Source organism: Microvirga sp. CF3062 (assembly GCF_036314045.1).
In the GTDB taxonomy this organism is placed as follows: Bacteria; Pseudomonadota; Alphaproteobacteria; order Rhizobiales; family Beijerinckiaceae; genus Microvirga.
Genome location: NZ_JAYGGN010000009.1, coordinates 1 through 23412, shown reverse-complemented (window position 1 = coordinate 23412; position 23412 = coordinate 1). Strand labels below are relative to the sequence as shown.

Annotated in this window: 17 protein-coding genes; 7 read left to right on the top strand and 10 right to left on the bottom strand. The window is 57.4% G+C overall.

Annotation, left to right across the window (positions count from 1 at the left end; all coding sequences use genetic code 11):
• Positions 1 to 130 precede the first annotated feature (130 nt).
• Positions 131 to 1774 (top strand): Na/Pi cotransporter family protein, encoded by a 1644-nt coding sequence (locus VB618_RS15810; protein ID WP_329797684.1) that lies wholly within the window; start codon positions 131 to 133, stop codon positions 1772 to 1774.
• Positions 1775 to 1783: 9 nt separating this feature from the next.
• On the opposite strand, the gene VB618_RS15805 is transcribed toward VB618_RS15810, so the two are convergent.
• Positions 1784 to 1960 (bottom strand): hypothetical protein, encoded by a 177-nt coding sequence (locus tag VB618_RS15805; protein WP_329797682.1) that lies wholly within the window; start codon positions 1958 to 1960, stop codon positions 1784 to 1786.
• Positions 1961 to 2125: 165 nt separating this feature from the next.
• On the opposite strand from VB618_RS15805, the gene gcvA reads away from it, so the two are divergent.
• Positions 2126 to 3052, top strand: a complete 927-nt coding sequence (gcvA, locus tag VB618_RS15800; protein WP_442931830.1) for a transcriptional regulator GcvA — start codon at positions 2126 to 2128, stop codon at positions 3050 to 3052.
• Between the two features lie 17 nt (positions 3053 to 3069).
• On the opposite strand, the gene mdoH is transcribed toward gcvA, so the two are convergent.
• Entirely contained in the window at positions 3070 to 5265 is a 2196-nt protein-coding gene (gene mdoH / locus VB618_RS15795; RefSeq protein ID WP_329797680.1) for a glucans biosynthesis glucosyltransferase MdoH, read from the bottom strand.
• Positions 5241 to 6671: a glucan biosynthesis protein gene (locus VB618_RS15790; RefSeq protein WP_329797679.1), complete on the bottom strand. Its 1431-nt coding sequence runs from the start codon at positions 6669 to 6671 to the stop codon at positions 5241 to 5243. The genes mdoH and VB618_RS15790 overlap by 25 nt, the downstream gene beginning before the upstream one ends.
• Positions 6672 to 6996: 325 nt before the next feature.
• Between VB618_RS15790 and glmU the strand changes: the two genes are divergently transcribed.
• Both glmU and glmS read left to right on the top strand, forming a co-directional pair.
• A complete protein-coding gene (gene glmU, locus VB618_RS15785) occupies positions 6997 to 8370 on the top strand; it encodes a bifunctional UDP-N-acetylglucosamine diphosphorylase/glucosamine-1-phosphate N-acetyltransferase GlmU (protein WP_329797678.1) in 1374 nt (457 codons plus the stop codon).
• A 109-nt stretch (positions 8371 to 8479) separates the two neighbouring features.
• Positions 8480 to 10306, top strand: a complete 1827-nt coding sequence (gene glmS, locus VB618_RS15780; protein ID WP_329797677.1) for a glutamine--fructose-6-phosphate transaminase (isomerizing) — start codon at positions 8480 to 8482, stop codon at positions 10304 to 10306.
• A 551-nt stretch (positions 10307 to 10857) separates the two neighbouring features.
• Here the strand turns inward: glmS and VB618_RS15775 are convergent.
• Entirely contained in the window at positions 10858 to 12177 is a 1320-nt protein-coding gene (locus tag VB618_RS15775; protein WP_329797676.1) for a glycosyltransferase family 4 protein, read from the bottom strand.
• The gene (gene wecB / locus VB618_RS15770) at positions 12174 to 13283 is read right to left on the bottom strand and encodes a non-hydrolyzing UDP-N-acetylglucosamine 2-epimerase (protein ID WP_329797675.1); all 1110 of its coding nucleotides are present in this window, start codon (positions 13281 to 13283) and stop codon (positions 12174 to 12176) included. Before wecB ends, VB618_RS15775 begins: the two co-directional genes overlap by 4 nt.
• 239 nt (positions 13284 to 13522) lie before the next feature.
• On the opposite strand from wecB, the gene VB618_RS15765 reads away from it, so the two are divergent.
• The 3 genes from VB618_RS15765 (at position 13523) to VB618_RS15755 (ending at position 17576) form a co-directional block, all read left to right on the top strand.
• Entirely contained in the window at positions 13523 to 14581 is a 1059-nt protein-coding gene (locus VB618_RS15765) for a glycosyltransferase family 4 protein (RefSeq protein WP_329797674.1), read from the top strand.
• A 122-nt stretch (positions 14582 to 14703) separates the two neighbouring features.
• Entirely contained in the window at positions 14704 to 15906 is a 1203-nt protein-coding gene (locus tag VB618_RS15760) for an acyltransferase (protein ID WP_329797673.1), read from the top strand.
• Between the two features lie 458 nt (positions 15907 to 16364).
• Complete coding sequence (locus tag VB618_RS15755; RefSeq protein ID WP_329797672.1) at positions 16365 to 17576, top strand: calcium-binding protein; 1212 nt, start codon at positions 16365 to 16367, stop codon at positions 17574 to 17576.
• 8 nt (positions 17577 to 17584) lie between these two features.
• Here the strand turns inward: VB618_RS15755 and tnpB are convergent, their stop codons facing one another.
• The 5 genes from tnpB to VB618_RS15735 form a co-directional block, all read right to left on the bottom strand.
• On the bottom strand, positions 17585 to 17722 hold the full coding sequence (tnpB, locus tag VB618_RS19815) for an IS66 family insertion sequence element accessory protein TnpB (protein ID WP_442931829.1): 138 nt from the start codon (positions 17720 to 17722) through the stop codon (positions 17585 to 17587).
• Between the two features lie 391 nt (positions 17723 to 18113).
• Positions 18114 to 19373 (bottom strand): hypothetical protein, encoded by a 1260-nt coding sequence (locus tag VB618_RS15750; RefSeq protein WP_329797671.1) that lies wholly within the window; start codon positions 19371 to 19373, stop codon positions 18114 to 18116.
• Between the two features lie 302 nt (positions 19374 to 19675).
• Positions 19676 to 20557, bottom strand: a complete 882-nt coding sequence (locus VB618_RS15745) for a class I SAM-dependent methyltransferase (RefSeq protein ID WP_329797670.1) — start codon at positions 20555 to 20557, stop codon at positions 19676 to 19678.
• Positions 20558 to 21213: 656 nt separating this feature from the next.
• A complete protein-coding gene (locus VB618_RS15740; RefSeq protein ID WP_329797669.1) occupies positions 21214 to 22311 on the bottom strand; it encodes a polysaccharide deacetylase family protein in 1098 nt (365 codons plus the stop codon).
• Positions 22312 to 22327: 16 nt separating this feature from the next.
• Positions 22328 to 23412: phenylacetate--CoA ligase family protein (locus tag VB618_RS15735; RefSeq protein WP_329797668.1), on the bottom strand; the 1085-nt coding region annotated here is incomplete at its 5' end.

The following is a 23412-nucleotide window of genomic DNA, read 5'->3' as shown; positions in this document are numbered from 1 at the left end:
CCGCCAGTTCCAAAATCTCGTGACTCTCAAGCTGCAGATGCCCATTATTAGCCGGCAACCTTATTGCGGTCATGGCTTTTGAGCGGTAAGCAGGGCGATTGTGCCGTCTTTTCCGATCCCCGAGGGCTGAATGTCTGCAACTTCCGTCTTGATCCACCTTTTCGGTGAGATTGCCCTGCTTCTCTGGGGCATCACCATGGTCAACAGCGGGGTGCAACGCGCTTTCGGCAGCGATCTGCGCTGGATCTTGGGAATAGCATTGAGAACTCGCCTCCAGGCCTTTCTGGCAGGCGTCGGCGTCACGACCGTCCTTCAAAGCAGCACGGCGACAGCCCTGATGGTGGCGTCTTTCACGGCCGGAGGAGCAGTAGACATCGTTCCGGCTCTTGCCGTGATGCTCGGGGCGAATGTCGGCACAACTCTGATCGTGCAGGTGCTTTCCTTCGACGTCTCCCTAATCTTCCCTATCCTGATCATCGCGGGCTTCACGGCCTACCGGCGCGGAAAGTCGAGCCGAATCAAGGATCTCGGGCGCGTGGCTATCGGGCTCGGCCTGATGCTGCTTTCGCTGCGCCTCCTGAGCGAGACGATCCATCTGATTGAGGATTCGATCATCCTCAAGGAGCTCCTTGCGTCCATCGCGTCCGATCCGCTGATCCTGGTACTTCTTTCAGCCTTCCTCGCATGGATTGCCCATTCCAGCGTCGCCGCGATGCTGCTGATCATGTCGCTGGCCGCAGCCGGCGTCATCGGGCCATCGGCGGCACTTGTGATGGTGCTCGGCGCCAATCTCGGCAGCGCTCTCAATCCATTTATCGAGGCAATGGGAGGAGACCCGGCCAAGATCCGCGTGCCCGTCGGCAATCTGGCCACCCGGGTCATTGGCTGCGCCGTGGCTATTCCGCTGATCGACCCGATCCTCTCCGCAATGGTGGCATTCGATCCGAACCCGGCGCGTCTCGCAGCAAACTTCCACACGATCTTCAACATCGTCGTGGCGGCCGCCTTCATCCTGCCGCTGCCATGGATCGCAAAGCTGCTTGTCAGGCTGTTCCCGGAAAAGCTCCAGGCCTCCGACCCAGGAGTGCCGCAATACCTGGATAAGGACGCCTTGGACACGCCTCCGGTCGCCCTGTCGAACGCAGCCCGCGAGGTTCTTCGCATGGTCGACACGGTCGAATCGATGCTGCGCAGCTCTCAGGATCTCTTTAGGGAAGACGACATCAGCCGTGTCGACCAGGTGAGCCGTACGGACGACGTGCTCGACCGGCTTTTCAGCGCCATCAGACGCTATCTCAGCTCTATCAACCATGAGGCCCTAAGCGAGGCGGAGGCGAAGCGCCTCTCGGATATCCTCGCCTTCGCCATCAACCTGGAGCATGTGGGCGACATCATCGACAAGAACCTGATGGAGCTTGCCGCCAAACGCATCAAGAACCACCTGCGCCTGCCGAAGGACAGTCTGGATGACATCACCAGCATGCACGGCAAGCTGCTGGAGCACCTGCAGCTGGCCGCGTCGGTTCTCATGTTCCAGGACATCGGCTCGGCCCGCAAGCTGGTCTCCGAGAAGGAACGGTTCCGGGATCTCGAACGCGCTGTGGCACAGAAGCATCTCGATCAGCTTCGATCCGGCAGGACGGCAGGGGACACCGGCACGCTTCAGCTTGATATTGTACGTGATCTGAAGCGTATCGAGGCTCACATCGCCTCCACCGGCCACTCCTTGCTGGAGCAGAGCGGTGAGCTCAAGCCGAGCCGTCTGACATCCTGATCGCGAAAGCTATTTCTGATCCTTGAGCGCGCGCCAGTCCATGTAGCGGACCGGATCGGGCAGTCCGATGTCCCGCCGCTCATGGTCTGACAGGTGGCTCAGATCCGAAATAACCGTATCGCTCCTGAGAGGATCCGGGAGGAGCCAGAATTTTAGGCGCAGCCAAGCGCTCTCGATACCGCGCAAGCGGCGAGTCTCTTCGTACCTCATGACAGCCTACCGATTTGTTTCGTCAGAGAGCTTCCAGAGCCCTCGATCAAGCATCCGTAAGGTGCGCCTGTTACGGTAGCTTGACAAAGCAAATGCCAATGGGCTGGCATAAGGCAGCCTTATGGATGATCTATGCCCAAGATGCCGTCGAAACTTCCTCCCATGAGCGCCGTCAGAGTCTTCGAGGCCGCGGCGCGGCACCAGAGCTTTACCCGGGCAGCCGAGGAACTGGGCATGACCCAAGCTGCCGTGAGCTATCAGATCAAGATTCTCGAAGATCGGATCGGCGCACCCCTGTTCGTCCGCCTGCCGCGCCAAGTCACCCTCACGGCGAAAGGACGGCAACTGGCTCCTGCCGTGACGGAGGCGTTTGAAGCTCTGCGCACTGCCTTTGCGGGCATCGAAGCGACGGCTCAAACCGTTCTCTCGATCTCGACGCTCACCACTTTTGCGGCCAATTGGCTGGTTCCCCGGCTGGGCCGTTTTCAACAGCTTCATCCGGATATTGCCGTTCAGATCAATATCTCAGGGCAGGTGGTGGATTTCGGTCAGAGTGACTTCGACCTGGCGATCAGGAGCGGGAATGGGAACTGGCCAGGCCTGGAGGCGCATCTTCTGTTCCCGAACCTGTTCACGCCGGTCTGTAGCCCCGAGTTGATCCGGGGTATCACACTCAAACAGCCTTCCGACATCCTGAGATTCCCGATCATCTCGCCGAACGATCCGTGGTGGCAGGATTGGTTTGCTGCGGCCGGGGTGCAGGACTTCGATCCCTCGCAGCGTCCCGACAACTATCTTGGCGCTCAGCAATTCGAGGGCACGGCCGCTATGGCAGGGCAGGGGTTCGCCCTGATCAACCCGTATTTCTTTCCCGGCGATCTTGCTGCGGGACGTCTTGTTCAGCCCTTCGAGCTGCTCGCCACGTCCGAGCGTGGGTACTGGCTGGTCTATCCGAAAGCCCGGCGTCGCTCCCCTAAGATCGAGGCATTCCGCGACTGGATGTTGAGCGAGGTGGCGGGCGATGCAGAGAAGACGGCCGCACTCACCCTACTGGAAACCGAGGCCTGACGGACCTCGGATCCGAGTTATTCCGCGGCCTGCGCCTCGGCTGGCTTGGGCTTCAAATGAACCAGCATGTCGATGAGGGCGCGATCATGGAGAACGACCATGCGTTCCTTGTTGTGGAGCCAGCTCACGGCATCTTCGATGGTTTCAGCATCGACGAGCTTGGCCTCCGCGAGCGCACGTTCCGTCTCGATGATCCCGCGTTTGCGCGGCGGCGCCGGCGGAAGCATCTCGATATGACGCTCCCTCAACATCGGGTCTTCATAGATAGCCCTGAGGCTGTCCGCGTCGTCGAAGCCGAAGGCAACATTGCGTGCCTGGAGCTCGTTTGCGCGGGTGGCGATTGCCGGCGGCTGGTGCTCTTCCGGCGTCCTGAGAAGCCCGAGCCGCTTCAGAGCAAGACCAGCCCCCAACTGGCCGCTGAGCCAGGAGAGAGGAATCGCCAGCAGCAGACCGATGATGGTAGGCGACATCCATAGGAAGAGGGACGTGGCGATCATGAAGGCCGAGAGACCGGCAAGGCCTCCAAGTACCGTGTGGGCCCGATGGCGCCGGACGATGTCCTTGAACGGGATCGAGCCGTCGTCACGACGCTGCGGCTGCCAGCCCGTGTCGCGTCCGAGCAGGATCTGGAACACCGAGCCCGACTGAATGAGCATGAGGATTGGCGCCACAAGGGCCGACAGGATGATCTCGATCGTCGAGGAAATGATGAGCCGGATGCCGCCTCCGGACGCACGCCGGTCATGGCCACGAACGAGCATCAGGATCAGCCCGAAGAGCTTCGGCGCAAGCAAGATCCCCATGGTCACTGCGAACAACGTGAGAGCTCGCTCAGGGTCGAACCGCGGCCAGATCGGGTAGAGGCGGAAGTCGCGGGCGAAATATTCCGGCCGGATATAGGTTGTCTGCAGGACCAGGGCGATACCGACGATCAGCTGGAAGAGCCAGAACGGCGAGGCGAGATACGACATGATGCCGGTGGCGAAGTGCTGTCGCGTCGGCAGCTTCAGGCCCTTCGCCGTGACCACCCGCATGTGCTGGAGATTGCCCTGGCACCAGCGCCGGTCGCGGGCCGACAGGTCGATGAGGGATGGCGGGCTTTCCTCGTAGGACCCCTGCAGGTCCGCCAGCATGTAGACCGACCAGCCGGCGCGTCGCAGGAGAGCCGCCTCGACGAAATCGTGGCTTAGGATATGGCCGCCGAAAGGTGGCTTGCCCTTCAGGTCCGGCAGTCCGCCATGGGCGGCGAAGGCCTTGGTGCGGATGATGGCGTTGTGGCCCCAGTAATTGCCGTCGCGCCCCATCCAGACCGCAAGGCCCATGGCGATCACCGGACCAGTGACGCGAGCGGCATATTGCTGGAGCCGGGCAAAGAGGGTGTTGCGGTTAATGATCAGCGGGAGAGACTGGATGATGCCCGCATCCGGGTCGGCTTCCATGGCGGCTGCGAGGTGCACAATACACTCGCCCGTCATGAGGCTGTCGGCGTCGAGCACCAGCGTATGCTCGTAATGCCCGCCCCAGCGCGAGACGAAATCGGCGATGTTGCCGGCCTTGCGATGATGGTTCTTCTGCCGGTGTCGGTAATAGAACCGTGCACCGGGTCCCAGGCGCTCCTTCAATGCCAGGAAAGCCCGCTCTTCCGCAATCCAGGCATCCGGATTGGTGGTGTCGGAGAGGATGAAATAATCGAAATGATCGTTCAGGCCCGTTGCCTGAACGGATTCATAGATCGCTTCCAGGGCCGCGAAGGTACGGTCTGTCTGCTCGTTATAGACCGGCATGACGATTGCGGTCTTGTGCTGCAGTGATGAAGGCAGCGATCCGCGATGTCCCGGGCGGCGGAGCAGGGCGAGGAAACCCAGGAGGGCGCTGGTGAACGCAACCGAGATCCACGAGAAGTTGACGGTGAACAGGCCGACGAGCACCCACTGTAGAGCCGTGGTGCGGCTGACCGACACAACTTGGTACATTTCCCAGGTGCCGTAGGCTGTCAGCAGGAGGCCACCCCCGAATACAAAAAGGCGGGCTAGCCAGGTTCCTAGCCTGGGGTGCTGCAGAACAGGGTTGCGCTCCTCAGAGGCCGACCAGCGCCGGAGCGACTGGGTCGGCATGTCGATAGACTTTTCGGGAGGCATTGCCGTCGCAGGCCGCTCAAGGGCAGCTACGTTTTCCTTCAAATCGTGACTTATGGTGTCCAACGATACAGCCATGTCTCGCTAATCGGTTTCCCGCCTGTTTCTAGGATCAGGCGCATCTCACACGCGTTTTCATTGCCCGGGTCAAGCTCGAATGCGACACGTACTGTCTTTCTATCAGGATATGGCAAAAGTTTGAGGTTCTGGAACGTTCCAGGGCCAACGGTTAAGACAGATTTTAGGTCTGCCGGCAGGTTTTCGCCAAGCATGTCGCCAACGAAATCGACTGTGAATCTCCGCCGCCGGCCTCCACTACCGCGGCCCGAGCGGGTCTGCGTCACAGTCGCGAGCGGTGGTCGCTCCGGCGCATTCCATCCCCAGTATTGCCGATAGGCGAGTGCAACCTCCGACCCGGCCGCCATCGGCCCTCTCGGGCGCCAGTATGTGAGAATGTTGTCATTAATCTCGGCATCGGTCGGGATTTCCAGAAGTTGGACGCTCCCCTGACCCCAATCACCGAGAGGTTCGATCCAGACACTCGGCCGGCGGTCGAAGCGCTGGTCGTCGTCCTGGAAGGCCTCGTAGGACCGCTCCCGCTGAAGCAGGCCGAAGCCCTTCGGCGAGGTGTCGACGAAGGCGGAGATCTGGAGCGTCTCCGGATTCTGAAGCGGGCGCCAAAGCCATTCCCCCGACCCGTTCCACATCTGCAGGCCGGACGATTCATACACGGCCGGTCGGATATCGTCGGAGTTCAGCAGATCGTTGGGCCCATAAAGATACGTCGAGGCGATGCCGCCCAAGCCCACATGCTCCAGATTGACGCGCGGGAAGAGAGTGGTCTCCACATCGACGATCGTCATGTCCCCTGGACGGAACGTCATGCGGACCGCACCGGTGGTCGATTCCGAATCGAGAACGCCGTGAATGGTAATGCTATTGCTTCCCACAGTCGGGCGCTCCAGCCAGAAAGCACGGAAGGCCGGGAACTCTTCGCCACGGGCTTCCGCCGGACGTAAGGTCAACGCTCGTGCGATAGCCCCATAGTTCTGCCCCCGGGCGAGCGCGCGGAAGAAGGTGCCACCCTGCACGACGGCAAAGTCGAATGGCTTGTCGTTGCCGACCTGCGCGATGAGCCGGAATCCTGAGTAGCGGATGTCTCCGAGATTGTTCGGAAGATTGACCCGGCCGAACTCGAACTGAGACGGATGATAGCCAATGCGACGGACGGCTCCGTCCTCGACCATGAAGAGATCGACCGCATCCCGGAACACGAACCCACGATGGAGCGGCTCGACCGCAATCCCGCGCGCCTCCGAACCCCAGATCGGCGGTTGCGTGTAGCGGATCGCCCCATACTGCTCCGGGTTCAGATTCGCGAAGACGTCCGGCAGGTCGTTCGGCGGAGGTGCGAACGGCTTTTTGGAGAGCTGGCGCGCAAGGTCGACCACCACTGCCGGATCGAACCGCTGATTCTCTCCCATCCTGGCGGATATAGTTTCCTGAGGTGTCTGGGCTTTAAGGGTCGGCGCGTATGCCAGCCCGGCGACGGAGGCACCGATGTAAGCCAGCATGTCGCGCCGGCGAAGATGGAAAGGGGATGGACCCCTTGGCGGAACCGGCACAGTAATACTCTTGCGTGAACGAAGGCTCTTCAGCCAGACAAGTGGAATGCCCTATACATATCGTCAATCATGAGCATGAAGTAAACGCGGCCGTTGGCCAAACTGTCTGATTGCTCATGAAACAATTGCCGATCTACCCCTTCTGATTTAGCTGCACGGCTGAGCCTCACCGGATTGAAACTATATGACCCTGTCTGACACTTCCCAATCCTCATCCCGGAGCTGCCTGGCCATCGTGCTCGCAGCAGGTGAGGGCACCCGGATGAAGTCCGCAAAGCCCAAGGTCCTGCATCAGGTCGCCAACCGATCCATGCTGGGCCACGTGCTGGCGACCCTGACCCAGGCGGGTGCCACCAGCACTGCTGTCGTGATCGGTCCGGACCGCGAAGATGTGGTCAAGGAGGTTCAGAAGATCTCGGCCCAGGCCCGGATCTTCGTTCAGAAGGACCGGCTCGGGACCGCTCACGCGGTTCTGAGCGCCCGGGAGGCGCTGGCGCAGTCCGCCGACGATGTGATCATCGCTTTCGGCGATACGCCCCTGATCCTGTCCGAGACCTTCGCCAAGTTGCGGGCTCCCCTGGTAGAAGGGGCGGCCGTAGTCGCCATGGGATTCGAGGCCAAGGACCCGACCGGCTATGGCCGTTTCATTACGTTGGGCAATGAGCTTCTGGCTATCCGCGAGCACAAGGATGCCAGCGAGGCGGAACGGGAGATCACCCTGTGCAACGGTGGCCTCATGGCGATCCGAGGCGATCTGGCCCTGACCCTCCTCGACCGGGTGGAGAACAGGAATACCAAGGGCGAGTACTACCTCACCGACATCGTCGAGATCGCCCGCAGCCTCGGTCATAGGACGGCGATTGCCGTCGTGCAGGAGGAGGAGGTGCATGGGGTCAATGACCGGGCACAGCTCGCCGCCGCCGAGCGCATGATCCAGGACCGGCTACGCCAGGCTGCCATGGCGGCCGGCGTCACGCTGGTCGCTCCCGAGACTGTCTTCCTCAGCCATGACACCCGGCTCGGGCCGGATGTCGTGGTCGAGCCGCATGTGGTGTTCGGTCCCGGCGTGGTGGTCGAAGAGGGGGCCATCATCCACAGCTTCAGCCATCTGGAGGGCGCGCGGATCGCGTCCGGCGCCGGCATCGGCCCCTTCGCCCGCCTGCGTCCGGGCGCGGCGATCGGCCCAAAGGCCAAGGTCGGAAATTTCGTCGAGATCAAGAACACGGACCTCGGGGCCGGCGCCAAGGTCAGCCACCTGACCTATCTCGGCGACGCAAGCGTGGGAGCCGAGGCGAATATCGGCGCCGGCACCATCACGTGCAATTACGACGGCTTCGGCAAGTACCGGACCGAGATCGGCGAGGGCGCCTTCGTCGGCTCCAACTCCTCGCTGGTTGCCCCTGTCACAATCGGGAAGGGGGCCTTTGTCGGCTCCGGTTCAGTTATTACGGACAATATACCTGATAACGCCTTGGGTCTCGGACGCGGGCGTCAGATCGTGAAGGAAGGCTGGGCCATCGAATTCCGAGAAAAGGCCCAGGCCGCCAAGAGAAAATAGGCGCTCTTGTCACAATAGGTTACGCAAGTTGATTCCGCCGCAGGGGCGAGCCTCTGTAAGGAAGCACCAAGCGTAGCGTTGGATGCATTGCAGAAGGAAGCTCGTTCGAATGTGCGGAATTGTTGGAATCATTGGGAAAACGCCGGTTGCCCCCCAGATCGTGGAGGCGCTTAAGCGGCTTGAATACCGTGGTTACGATTCCGCCGGTGTGGCAACCCTGGAGGAGGGGCGCCTCGACCGCCGGCGTGCCGAGGGCAAGCTGCGCAACCTCGAAACCAAGCTCTCCCAGTCTCCGCTCTCGGGCGTCATCGGTATCGGTCACACCCGCTGGGCGACCCACGGCAAGCCCAACGAGACCAACGCCCACCCGCATGCCACCGACAAGCTGGCGGTGGTCCATAACGGTATCATCGAGAATTTCCGCGAGCTGAAAACCGGGCTGGAAGCCAAGGGCATCCGGTTTGAGACCGAGACCGACACCGAAGTGGTGGCCCAGCTCGTCACCTATGAGATCCGTCAGGGGCGCGGGCCCATCGAGGCTGTGGCTGTGACCCTGCCGCGCCTTCGCGGCGCCTTTGCGCTCGGGTTTCTATTCTCCGGTGAGGACGATCTGCTGATCGGAGCGCGTCACGGTGCTCCTCTCGCCATCGGTTACGGTCAGGGCGAGATGTATCTCGGTTCCGATGCACTGGCACTGGCGCCGTTTACGGATGAAGTCGCTTATCTCGACGATGGCGACTGGGCGATCCTGACGCATCGGGGCGCGGATATTCACGATGAGTCCGGGAGGGCCGTGCAGCGCCCCCGTCACAAGATCCCGGCCGGGTCCTTCATGGCCGATAAGGGCAATTACCGCCACTTCATGGCCAAGGAAATCCATGAGCAGGCGGAGGTGGTAGGGCGCACGCTTGCGCATTACGTCAACTTCGCGGGCGAACGGGTCGAGCTGCCGTTCGAATTGCCCTTCGACTTCAAAGATCTGAAGCGCATCTCGATCTCCGCCTGCGGTACGGCCTATCTGGCGGGTTTGATCTCGAAATACTGGTTCGAGCGCCTGGCGCGCATCCCCGTCGAGATCGATGTCGCGTCCGAATTCCGGTACCGGGAAGCACCCTTGGAACCGGGCGGCTTGGCGCTCTTCGTCTCGCAATCGGGCGAGACGGCGGACACCCTGGCGTCATTGCGCTACGCGACAACTGAGAAGCAGCATACGCTCTCCGTGGTGAACGTGCCGACCTCCACGATGGCCCGCGAGAGCAACGTGGTCGCGCAGACCCTTGCTGGCGTCGAGGTGGGCGTGGCGTCGACCAAAGCCTTTACCTGCCAGCTCACCGTGCTTCTGTCGCTCGCCATCGCAGCGGGCCGCGCGCGGGGGACTTTGAGCGCCCAGGACGAGAAGGAACTGGTGAACGCCCTCATCGCCGTGCCGGGCCAGATCACCGAGGCGATCAAACGGGAGCATCAGATCGAGATTCTCTCCCGCGAGCTCTCCAAGGCCAAGGACGTGCTCTACCTCGGACGCGGAACCTCCTATCCGCTTGCGATGGAAGGCGCCCTGAAGCTCAAGGAGATCTCCTACATCCACGCGGAAGGCTATGCGGCCGGCGAGTTGAAGCATGGTCCCATCGCGCTCATCGACGAGACGATGCCGGTCATCGTCATCGCACCGCATGACGCTATCTTCGAGAAGACCGTCTCCAATATGCAGGAAGTGGCGGCCCGCGGCGGCCGCATCATCCTCATCACGGACGAGAAGGGGGCTCTTGAGACCGGTCTCGAAACTATGGCCACCATCGTAATGCCGTCGGTGCACCCCATTGTGGCGCCGATCATCAATGCGGTCCCGATCCAGCTGCTCGCCTATCACACGGCCGTCTTCATGGGCAAAGATGTCGACCAGCCCCGTAACCTCGCAAAGTCCGTAACGGTGGAGTGAGCAGGAGGCGGATCCTTCGCTCCCTGTTAAAGGTCACCTGAAGAGCTCCGCTGCCCAGCAGGGGTACGACGTGTTAGTGATTAGACGTGCTCGCCTGTCAGGATACTCTCGTGACGCCAGCAAATGAAGATGTGGCGGTCTGAGGAGCAATGCGAGGAATCATGTCCAACATTTCCATTCACAGGCCTCATCCAACGCGAGAGAGCGATAACGATTGGGACTCGATCAACTCTACCCAGCTTTATCGCTTATATCCGCACCCGCCACGGGCAACAGGGCAGAGCGAAAGTAAGTCCGATAAAACTAGTTTTGTATCTCCCGTGAAAGTAGCCGCTCCGCCGCAGCAAGAGTCATAAAGACGACACGGTCCAGACTCAGCAGTGTTGGCTGCAATATAACCAACACTGCTGAGTCCGGCCCCATAGCATTGGTACTCAGAAGCGCCCCCTGCTGGAGTTCGCCATATGTTCAATCTTCCGAAAGGGTGGCATTAGGCGCGAAAAGACAAAACCACTCTTCACTGGCGTAGACCTTGCGGTCTGCACGATTCTCTAGCTCTTCAGGCTTTGCGGAAGAGGGAGCGAACTTCGTGCTCGAAAGGAATTGGCCGCGACGCGCTGGAGCAGATCGAGATAAGTTCGACTCAGAACCTCGCGACTGAATTGCCTCCGGACGCAGTTCAAGCCATTTTCCCCCAGCTGCGTCCTGAGATGCGCATCGTCGGCGAGCGTCGCTATTGCAGCACTCAAATCCTCAGCATTTTCTGGAGCGACGACGAGACCCGACCTAGCCTTGCGGATGATTTCCGCAGACTCGCCCTCAACGCCCAGGACGATTGGCTTTGATGCCCCCATTGCCTCGAATATTTTTGACGGGATCACGGCTCGAAAGAGAGGGTTATTTGCCAACACGACCAAGGAGATATCCGTAGCGGCAAGAACATCGGGCATCTCGCTGCGTGGAAGCTCGCCCAGAAACATGACATTGGAGAGGCTTATCTTATCCCGCAATGCGATTAGCTTATTGCGTTCCGCGCCGTCTCCAACGAAGACGAACACGATCTCCGGGCGATGTTGGAGTTCGGCCGCAGCCATCAGCACAGTTTCTAGTTTATGAGCCATACCGTGAGTGCCGATGTAGGAAGCAACGATTTTTCCGGTCAAACCGTGCTTCTTTCTGAAACTCTCTCCGTCCCCTGCCGAGAACGTGCTTAGATCGACCCCGTTTTTGATCACATGGACCTTTTCGGGCTTGGCTCCATTGGTCACGATGTGCTTGACGAAGGTATCGGTGACGGAGACGACGCCGGCGGCTTTCCGGTATGCCCATCGCTCAAGGTACTCGAAGGGCGCGATGATCGCACGGTTCTTAATCGCGCCGACGGCTATTATGCTTTCTGGCCAGAGGTCCCGTATTTCCAAGATCCAGGGCCTGCGTTTGACCCAAGCCAGTAAGCCTCCAGCAACACCGCAGAACAGATTAGGTGAGGTCGATAGAACAACATCGGGACGTGGCAGCCATGGGCTTGCAATGACAACTGAGAGAAGCAGTGATAGGTAGTTCAGTGTCCTTAAAAGTATTCCTTCATTAGCGGAAACTAAAGTCCACAACCGGATCACGTTTACTCCGTCAATTACCTCTCTCTGGAAAAAGCGGTTTTGATATCCGGGAAATGTCTTGCCTCTTGGGTAATTGGGTACACAAGTGACGACAGTAACGGTTGCTCCACTTGCAGCCCACGCATGAGCATTCTCCGACATCCGAACAGCAAGAGCGCCATTCTCCGGAGGGTAATAGTGGCTAATGCAGAGCACATGCACGTTTCTTTTCCTTATGCTGATCCATAGTCGATCCCGTGATGTCTCCATCATGCATCGAGATAAGCTCTAATATGCTCACAAATTCGCTCGGCGGCTTTGCCATCGCCATAGGGGGAGACGCCTTTCGCCATGGAGCGATAAGCCTCTTGATCCTCAAGCAGGCGCGAAACCTCTGCGATGATTTGGTCCCGGTTCGAGCCCACAAGGCGGGCAACTCCCATCTCTACAGCCTCTGGACGCTCCGTTTCGCTCCGCATAACGAGAACCGGCTTCCCGAGAGCGGGGGCCTCCTCCTGCAAACCGCCACTGTCGGTCAGGACGAACATTGACCGAGCAAGGACGCTGACGAGGGTGGGATAGTCCAGAGGCGGGCACAAATGAATGCCTTCCTCACGGCTCAGCATGTCCCTGGCGAGTTGCCTGACGCCTGGATTGGGATGAACAGGATAGATAAACTCCAGATCTGGATAGCGCCGCCGCAAATCCAGGATTGCCTGAAACATCTGACGCATTGGCTCGCCCATGTTCTCGCGTCGATGAGCGGTTACAAGCGCAAGTCTTGAGCCCTCACGGAGAGAAAATGGCAGGGGTGGGGCGCGCTCCTTCATCCAGTAAAGGGCATCGATGCAGGTATTGCCGGTTACGAAGATGTTAGCATCGGGGACTGCGGCGCGGCGCAGGTTCGCCTGCGCCCCCGAAGTCGGTGCAAAATGCAGAGTGCTCAGGAGTCCGGCGACCCGACGGTTGAACTCCTCGGGAAACGGCAGATGAATATCTGCTGTCCTCAATCCCGCTTCGACATGCCCGAAAGGAATATTCTGATAAAAACAAGACACTGCTGCGACCATGACGGACGTGGTGTCGCCTTGCGCCAGGAGTATATCCGGCGCAAGGTCTGAAAGACAGACCTCAAGACGATCGAAGAGTCGGGCTGTCATTCTCGACAGCGACTGTCCCTCGACCATAACCTCAAGGTTTTGATGAACCTTGAGGCCAAAAGCGGAGAGAGACTGATCGAGCAACTCGCGGTGCTGGCCAGTGGCAACGACGATCGTCTCGGCCCAGGAGGCTTCCTGCAGCTTCATGATCACCGGTGCCATTTTGATGGCTTCAGGGCGTGTCCCGACAATACAGACTATTCGCTTCTTAAGCCTCAAAACAGCTGCCTCCGGAAACCCTCATGACGTGCTCAGTAAGGTTTTCCAAAGATAACAGGGTGCGTTTTAGGTCGGGAAAGCGAATGAGGATACAAGTCCAAGGATGACCGTCGAATAATCAGTAATCCTTCAGAGCAGGCGACAGGGAGTAGGGGAGGTTTCAATATAGGTTGGAGATAGAATGAGTTTGCCGCGTGACGCTAGACAGGTCTCTCACGCCCCACCTTTCCTCAGTCGAGATGATCGACAAGGGAGCGCATGAGGGAGTAATTCTGATTGGGAACTTCCTGTCCTCAACAGGCGGTAAGCGATCCGTGTGTGAAGACCTTGCACACGAACTGCAATCCCGAGGCTGGGAGACAACCTGCGCCTCCGATCGCACAAGGCCTATCGCAAAACTACAGCATATCCTGGAAACCGTCTGGTCTCAGAGACACAGATACAGCGTGGCACAGATTGATGTATTCAGCGGCAAAGCTTTCATCTGGGCACTGGCCGCATGTCTGCTCCTCCGCACCCTTTCGCGCCCCTATGTGCTCACGCTGCACGGAGGAAACCTTCCGAAATTCGCACTCAAATGGCGGCAACCCCTGCGATGGATAATGAAGCACGCAGCGGCCGTAACTGCTCCATCAAACTATCTCGTCCGTGAGTTTATGCCGCTGAGACCTGACCTGCAGCTTCTCCCTAACGGAATGCGGCTGGAAGGATATCCGTTTCGGCTGCGCTCCTCTGTATCACCACACCTGATCTGGGTGCGCAGTTTTCATGAGATGTACAATCCTGTCATGGCCGTCGATACAGTTGCCGCACTGATTGGGCGTTATCGCGACATTCACCTCACTATGATTGGGCCTGATCGGGGAGATGGTAGCCTAGAGAGGACGCGTCAGCGCATTGAAGAGCACGGTCTCACTCAGACCGTCACCATCATTCCGGGCGTCGCAAAATCTGAAATTCCAGCGATACTGAACCAGGCTGACATCTTTCTAAACACAACGAACATTGATAACGCTCCAGTGACCGTCTACGAGGCTTTGGCTTGCGGATTATGTGTAGTGAGCACCGACGTTGGCGGAATTCCAGACATCCTCACCAACCGGAAGAACGCTATTCTGGTTTCCCGTGGAGATATCGAGGCGATGTCGCGTGCAATAGATGACCTCTTATCTGGAAGGATAGACTGTGCAGGTCTGTCCCTTGAGGCGCACAGGACGGCCCATCAATCCGACTGGAATGTGGTGCTGCCACGCTGGATCAGCATATTGAGAGCTTCTCAGGATAGGTACACCTCCTAATCATTGGACAGTGATTTGACGGTGATATCAGAGTCGATATCGCTCGAGAAGTTCATCTACTTGGCTGGCTCGACCGAGTGGAAATGTAGTCTACAGTCATCGTTCGAAGCGGAGAATACTTAATGCATCGCGACGATAACCTTCTATCTGCACAGATCGACCTCATGCGCATTTCGGTCGTGATCGGGCTCGTTTTCTTGCATTATGGGGCCTTCCCAGGAACGACCTATGATCCCTTCGACGGGTTTGACCCAGATCATGGTGGGTTCTCACTTTTCGTGAATTCTTATTTCGTTTTTTTCTTCTACAGCGCGGTACCGCTTCTCAGCGCCATCTCGGGGTACTTATTCTTCAAGGAAGCGGATTTCTCGGTAGAATTCTATAAAAAACGCTATCGAAGCCGTATCAGATCCATCTTCTTTCCGATGGTTTCGTGGAACGCTATAGCTTTGTTGCTTTCGGCTGTAGTTGCTCTTGCGCTACCGATGTCAGAAAGGATCATCGCTTACGATGTCTTCAACCTCAGTGCTATGGACCTTGTAAACGCACTTATCGGCGTCACGCAGCGGCCAGCCGATTTTCAGTTCTGGTTTCTTCACGATCTGCTGCTGACTGTCTTGATCTCCCCAGTCCTGGCGTTCTTCATTCGGCGCGCGCCAGTGATCAGCCTTGTCTGTTTAGCTGCGATCTGGGCAGTGAATGTGAATCTCATCGTGTTCTTTCGAACTGATGTACTCTTCTTCTTCAGCATCGGCGCAGCTACTCGCATTCAAAATTGGTCGATTGGGAACATTGCGTCCCTACGTACTGCAATTATTCTGGTAACCACATATGCCGTGTTTGTAGCGCTTAGGACTTTGGCCCCGGTAATCATCCCCGATGATGTGCCGATAGCTCGAATCATCAACGGGGTTGGGACAAGAATGATCCGTCTCTATGGCGTGATAGCCTTGTGGAGTCTGGCCCCCTATCTCGTGCGGACGGCATTAGGTGCGCGTATCGCAAAATTCGGGGTTATTGCCTTCTTCCTGCATGCAATTCATTGGCCTCTCAATCAGCTGGTGAAGGCAGCCTTTGATAGTATTCTTCCCAACCGGAGCGATTCACTCCTGTTGTTGAATTATTCTGCTACGACGTGCCTGACGGTCCTTCTGGCGATCGCGATTGCAAGATTGCTTAACTACCTGGCACCTGGGATTTTCAATCATCTGAGTGGCGGTCGGTCGACTGCCTTGAACGTCCGGTTCGCGAGACCGTTAGCGACAGGCGAAGTATCGCAGACGGGGAGCCCCGCAGAACAGCAACTGCTTTCAAAGGTGCAGTAGGCGATTGATTCTATGCTGTCCATCAGAGCGTGAATAGATCGATTTTTATCGATCATCAATGTCAGCAAATTAGATAGTGACCTGATTGCGCTCATGTTGCGACCCAATTGATTTTTTTGTGCCAGCACTGCGGAACGCTTTTGCTGTCTATGACGCTTCTGGCCTTGCAGTTAGTCATCAGGGCCAATTCAGGTATCGTAACGTTTCATGCAGACAGGCAATCTATCTAACATGCGCAGTTGCCATTTGCAGGCAGGGTAAGCCGTTCCAAAAAAACTTGGATGCATGACAGAACATAAATATTCACGATTTATACCACTCGACCGCTAAAGGTCCAAATACTCCTTTGTATGATGCGCCAGAAGACTCATAGGAAAAATGTAATTACATCTTAGTCATTATAGAAAATTCCTGAATTGGGCAAATATACTCAGAAACACTTTTTGAGGATATCGCCCATGACAAGCGTTGTTGCACAGGCCGAGTTTCTTGGTTTCCACGCGGGCCGCGGCATCTACCGGATCGACCTTAGTCAGACCTCCCTAAGCGTTTTGCAAACGATATCCTTTGTCGATGACGGGATTCGGACAGGGGGTACAGGCGGTGCGTCCGGTGCCGATATCGATTTCGTTTCAGTCTCCGATATGTTCTGCGATTCAGTTGAACTGCATCCGTCCATTACGCGAGGAAACTCCCTATCTGCAGAGGTCGCCTATCGTCCAGGCTATCTGACGGAGTGGATTGCTGGAGACATGCCCTCATGGAACACTTCAAACCTTTTCGGGACCAACCCTGGCCATTATTATGACTCTACGCGATCTACTCTGGGGGTCGCAGACGGTGCTAACGACGCTAGTACCGGTACGCTCTCTCTCGGTGAAGGCGGGCAGCTGAGTCTGATGCTTAACTCAGCCGTGCCTACGGGCGCTGACGGATCTGCCAAGCGCTATGTCTATTTTGGCGAGTATGGCAGCCAGCTCCGGGATTTGGATGGAATGCGGGTAGTTCTTTCAGATGAGAGAACTACCAATCCGTTAGCAACCCTCTCCTCAGCTGGACTGACACTAGTTGGCGATGAACGTAGCGAGACGATTGCTTTCGGCAGAGGCTTCAACACCCATATCGGTGCCGGACATGACATCGTCTACGGGGTGGCCGGGCATGACAAAATCTACACAGCGAAAGGCAATGACCGCATCTATGGCGGTGACGATTATGACTGGCTCTATGGGGAGGCCGGAAAAGACCGCCTGTATGGCGAGGCCGGACATGACCGGCTCTTTGGAGGAGCCGATAACGACTGGCTGCATGGCGGATCTGGTCGCGACGCTTTCGCATTCAACACAAAGCTCGGGACATCCAAAACGGATCGCAAAGTGAACTTCGACAAAATCAGCGACTTCAATGTAAGAGATGACGCAATCTGGTTAGAGAACAAGTTCTTCACTAAGTTAGGTAAAAAAGGGACAGAGGCGAACCCTGCGCAATTAAATAAGAACTTATTCAAGGCAGGAGACAAAGCGCAAGATTCAAATGACTATGTTATCTATAACAAGAAAACAGGCGTGCTTTCCTATGACGCTGACGGATCAGGCTCAAAATCTGCCATAGAGTTTGCGCAAATCCAGAAAAACCTGAAGGTTACATATAAGGACTTCTTTATCATCTGAGCTCCGGCTCAAATCAGATCGCCCCTGTGTCTACGAAAGACAAACAGGGTGTCTGAATGCTGATCACGCTTGAGCGCCTCCTGCACGACTAGGGACGGGATGCCCTTGCACATGTCGCTGTGGCCGGTAGCCAGCCATACGTGCACGCCGGTGGGTACCGGGAGCACGATAGGCTCTCTACCACCTGAAGAGGCCGCCGGAGGGCCTTAGCATCGAACTCGCGATCCACGCGAGTGCGGCGCCCGCGGCCTAGGACAATCTCAATTACGACGGTGTGCTGCGTTGGGGATGCTATCGGCGTGGTTTGCACTGGGACAGGTGTGATCTCGACCGGCACGGCGGCGGGACCGGCATCACCAAGTCGCTCTTCGCGAGCCATAAGGCGCCAGGTGAAAACCACGCTGGATGTGCTCTTTCAGTCCCCGGTCACACCCGGCTGCAGCGTCTCTTCCGCGGTGTGAAGGTTGCCCTGAAAACTCCAGCGCCGCCAGTGCTGGGCCGGCATCCACACCTCGGAAAAGGGCTAAAAGAGCTTTACTAATGATCGGTCTGCGCAGCTCTCATGAGCAGAGCCGTCAGGATCAGCTCACCTGACACGATGATGATGCCGGACCACAACACGATCTGGTGAGGGTTGAGAGCTGGGATGAACATGAGCACGGCAGTTGCTGCTGCTCGAAGGATGTTTGCTAGTAAGGACAGGCGCACGAAGCCCGGCCGTTGGGAGCGGACAGTGTACAATCCAATCACGCAACTCACTGCGTAACAGCTGAAATACGTCATGAAGAAAGTACCGGCATCGGGAAACCGAGCTTCATAAAGGTAGTCGATTACCAGGCTTGCCGGAACGATTCCGATCGCAAGCATGACGCTCAAGCCGGCCATGATCAGGTACATGGATCTTTGGCCGAAGCCGAAGAGATCGATGTTCTTGAACTCGGACTCGACGATCTTCGGGAAAATGTAGACCTTCAAGGTCGCGAACAGCAGGTCGAGCGGCACCAAAAACATCAATACGACGCTGAATGCTGCGGCAGAGAGTGTATTGCCGTCGCTGTTGAGTAACCACAATGTCAGCAACGGGAGAGCAAGATAGAGGATCCTCGCGAGGAATGTGATCGGAGCCATCCGCATGACAGCATGTAAAGCACGCCAGTTGATGGAGCCAAAGCGGAGATAAGTGCTTTGACTTAATGTCACGATCTGAATGGGTAACTGCGCCAGAACGTAGATCGCGACGATGAGAGCGACCCATCCACCATAGATAATCGCAGCAAAGCCGAAGATGATTCGTGTCGCCGCCAATGCGATGTTCAGCAATGAGTATCGCCTGAAGCGCCGTGCATATTGCTCGACGGCTCTCGTTGCTGTCCAGAAGGACATGGAGGCCGCGGCAAGCGCCAGGATGATCTCCAGAGAAGGGCCTGAGACAAGAAGGGACAGTATCAGGGCTGCGAAGGCGACCGCGATGATAACACCTTTAATCGCAAGATTTAAGGCAATATAGTCATGCTTCTTGTGCTCGAAGGAGAGTGCAAGGCAACTTTGACTCATGCCGAGATCGAGAGCGGCGGCAATCAGCGGGATTGATGAATTTGCGAAGGATAGCTTCAGGAACTCGGATGGATCGAGCCACATTGAGGCCAAGAGCATGAGCAGAAAGAATGATGCATTCAGGACGATCTGTGAAATGAACACAAGGGATTGGTCGCCAATCTCCCGCAATGAATGCCATTTACTCGTCGCTGTGACATCCGATAGTGGATGGGCCTGAAGGGACTCTGCAGCAGTTTTCATAGTGGCGAAGCTTTCAAGATCTGCAGGAGTCGATCACTGACCGCACAAGGGCCTGGATACTAGGGCCGAGAATTTGCATATTCCGTTGCGAAAGTGAGAGAGGGTGATGTGAGACTTTCGGTTACCGAGAGACCTACAGAGGTTTATCAGCTTGTTCTCTCCCGTCCGTCATCTCTTCGTTCCGTCAAACTCCCGCCGCTTAGCCCTTGCCGCCCATCTTCACCACCTTGCCGCTTTGGCAGAGTGGAAAAGGACGGTAATCTCTCCCTCTGAGCGGTTCAGGCGGCGAAATCTCCTTAAACTCACTCGACTTCAGTTAATGTGACACCTTCAACGCGGCTCACCGCATCTCGGGAACTGCTCCGAACCTCCTCATTGGCGCGCCACACGCCATACATGTTTGCAGCGAAGATCTCCCGGCCAAAGGGCAGCTTGCTTAAGAGGCGAAGAACCCGGTGGACTGGGCGTGTGCCTTGATTGAGTGCAAAGAACTCTTCATGTAGACCAGTGGCGGCCATGATGTTTTTAAACTTTGCTACCGTCATCCGATTCATGCCGCCACGTACCTCTTCGTAGCATGTCGCAGGGTCGTCAGGCCGGTAGCTAAGGCGGACTTTCATCACCACCCGCTCTGGGAAAATCAGATGAAGCCAAGGGAGGCTGGTCATGAAGTTCGTATGACCGCCATAAACTGACTTCCATGGTGGGTTACCGATTGCAACAGCGCCGCCAGGGGCCAGTAGCTTCACTATCTCTGCCAGCGCCTTTTCGGGCTCGGCAATATGTTCAAATGAATCCTTGAAAAGGATTAAGTCGAAGCGTTGGTTCTCTACTGGCTGACTCGTGTCTGCTATATATAGCTCGACTTGGTCGGCAATATCCGGGTAGCATTTCTTGATGTAACTGCGGGCGAAGTCAATGCGCTCGCCATCCGAGTCCAGACCCACTGCCTTGATCGCGCCTTGCTCGACGGCGTACACGCAGGTTTCGCCAAAGCCGCAGCCGATATCGAGCACTCGCGCATCTTTGAGCCGCTCTACGCCGCCCAGACGTTCGAAAAATCGAGCCGACGACGCAAGGCCGCTCCCAAAGTACGGGGCGTAGTCGCTACGATCCGGATGATCATCACCCGGGAGCAGGCGGCAGACCGCCTTGAGCAGGGCCACCAAGATATGATCCATCATGATTGTATCATCCTTAAATCAATGCATGAGCCCAGCGTGCTGGCGAACCTGCCTTTTCGCAAAGGCTTTCTCACAATCCAGCTGGCAGACGCACGTGAAGCTTCTCCCAGCAGGGAGGGTAGAAGAACAGTTATGCTTTGGCATTCCGTTGCATTGTATGCTGCTGAGACAACTGATTATTATTTACTTACGTTATTTCTGCTACTGATCGGATGGCTATACTCTCTATGGATTAACTCTCAATGGAGTATCATGACTCTCAGCCATCTTGTTCTCTTAAGGATAGTCTGAAGGCAAGGCAGCTCTAGTTGACACCGAAATTGAGACCGGCCGCGATCAGCGGAAAGAGCAAATTGCGAACGTAAATTTCAGAAATTCAGAAGGTTCATCCTCATCGAGGCTATAGGCACAATGAGGATGTACGATTCACTCAGGATGAGTTGGGAGATAGGTGCAAAAGACTGATCTCAGACTTCGAGGAGAAAACGGGATCTACGCGGCTGCTCGGTATCAGTCGCTACTGTCAATTCTGAAAAAACTCTGTAGCCGTTTTCATAAACTGAATTTTTCAAATAAAAGAGTACATATTGATATGTACTATTGTGAGGTTATTGCCTTCTGACACCAACCTTAAATGCTCCTAGAAAAATGCACCGTTACCGCGCTTCAGCCGATGTCTGCTTTGCTCCAATTGCTGCTGCAAAGTCGCCATGACCCTTTCTGCTAGAGGCGAAACGGGCAGCGCCAAAGCACTTTATAAGCAGCCGAGGGATGCTGTCCTGCCTTCCGACATAGAGTCTCCGTACGGCTGTTGGTCGATTATTAACCTCTTCAAGCGTCGTTGGACCAGGTTCAAGCGAGAACCCCATGGCGAAGCCCGCCCTTTCGACAGCTTCTTCATGCTCGCTAGAGTAATCGGAGGCAGATCCGTTGGGATATGCAAAGGCACGCACGGGATGTCCCAACTCAGCACTCAATATCCTCTGGCTGGTCGCAATCTCGTCTTGTGCCTCTGACGAGGAAAGCTGAGTGAGGATAGGATGCGTGTGCGTGTGCCCTCCAAACTCCAGACCCTCTTTTTCTAGGGAACGGATTGTCGGCCAATCAAGGCAGAGTCGAGCGAACGCCTCTGGAGGAGGGGAGACTTCGAGCGCTTTAGCCAGCGCATGAACGAGGATACTGCGCTTTCCGGCCCGCTGGCGCTTGGAGGCCTCAACCCAGGCCGAAACTGCGATATGGCGCTCCGATGGCGTCGAAAGATGCGTTTCACCTAAGAGAGGCAAGAGTACGCGCTCATGCTTGGTTGCCTCGAAACAGTAAGCGGCGAAGTCCCAAAGGAATGCCTTCCCTGTCCCAATATAGTCCGTGGCGACGAATACGACTCCTGGAATTTCCAAACTGCGCATGATTGGCCAAGCCAAATCGCCGTTATCTCGGTAGCCGTCATCGAACGTGACGAGCACAGCCCGGCGGGGAAGGGCATTGCCAGTTTCGTGCCAATGTAAGACGTCCTGCAGCGAGACGGGGGAGAAGAGAGTTCTTAGAAGCTTCATCTGCAGCTTAAACTGTTCAGGGGATGCGCTGAAGTTGGGCCGGAAGCCATGGAATTGATCATCATCCGGTCGGCCGATACGGTGATAACAGAGGACTGTGAGGGTATCGCTCCGCAGAAGATCCAGCTGGCTTTTGAAGTTCAGAAGGCTAAGAGCCTCTGGCAGACGTGATCCAAAGACTTTGGAGGCTCCGCCGCGCATAATTTCTTCCTTCAGTTTATGTCACTGTTGCCGTCGGAGACCGTGCTTTCATAGCATCATAATTCGAGAGATCTTGCGCATTCGCGCGTTCCATTTGCAGAGGTGCCGTTTCCGCTCTTCGGGGAGGCTTCTGGTCCGGCGGAAGATCGCAGACCATGAAGCGGAATTTTCCATTTGCGGATCGTGGGATCTGCTCGACCTGCTCGAACACCACCTCGACGTCGCCCATGCGGCTGCGGATCGCCGAGAGGATCTCGCCCTCGGCCGCCGCGCTCCACTCCGGAGCCGGAATGTAGCGCACCCGCAGACGCGCCAGCGTCTCCTGCACAATCTGCGCCTCCCGAATGGGGGCTCCTGCCTTGATGACGGATCCGAGGCGGCTCACGCGCCGCCCATCCGGGGTGTAGAGCACGTCGTCGCTGCGGCCCTCCACCCGGGCCAGCCGCGGCAGCGTGCGCCCGCACCCGCACACCTCCGAGCCCGCCTCCACGGCCCCCCGGTCGCCCGTGCGGTAGCGGATCAGCGGCATGTCCGGGTTGTTCAGCCCCGTGGCCACAAACTCCCCCGCCTGACCGGCCGCCACCGGAGCCGATCCGTCCACCACCTCCAGCACTCCCGATTCCGGCCACAGATGCAGCGCCCCATGCCGGCACTGGCTGGCTGAGACCACCGCCTCGGTCATGCCGTAGCTCTCCACCACCGGGCAGCCGAACGCCCGCTCGATCGCAGCCCGCTGAACCTCCAGAAGAGGTTCCGAGACTGTTATGACAACCTCGAGGCCTGGCACGGTGAGGCCGCGCGCCAGCAGGTCCTCGGCCAGGGCATGCAGGCCCGACGGATAGCCCCAGATGTAGCGCACCCGGTGGCGCACCAGCGCCGCCCGGTAGTGCTCGGCCGCCGCTGGCGAGAGATGGTAGGCCGACATGTACAGCTGGCGCAGGCCCGCATTCCACACCCAGTACGGCGGCGCCGCCTGCGCCACCGGCGTCACAAGCTGCCCGCTGATCGTCGCCCATCGGTCGCGGCGGGAGACGCCGTTCCAGCCGCGCCAGCGTGCCTCCATCAGGGCGTACTGGCGCAGCACCGTGGCGCGGCTCTGCA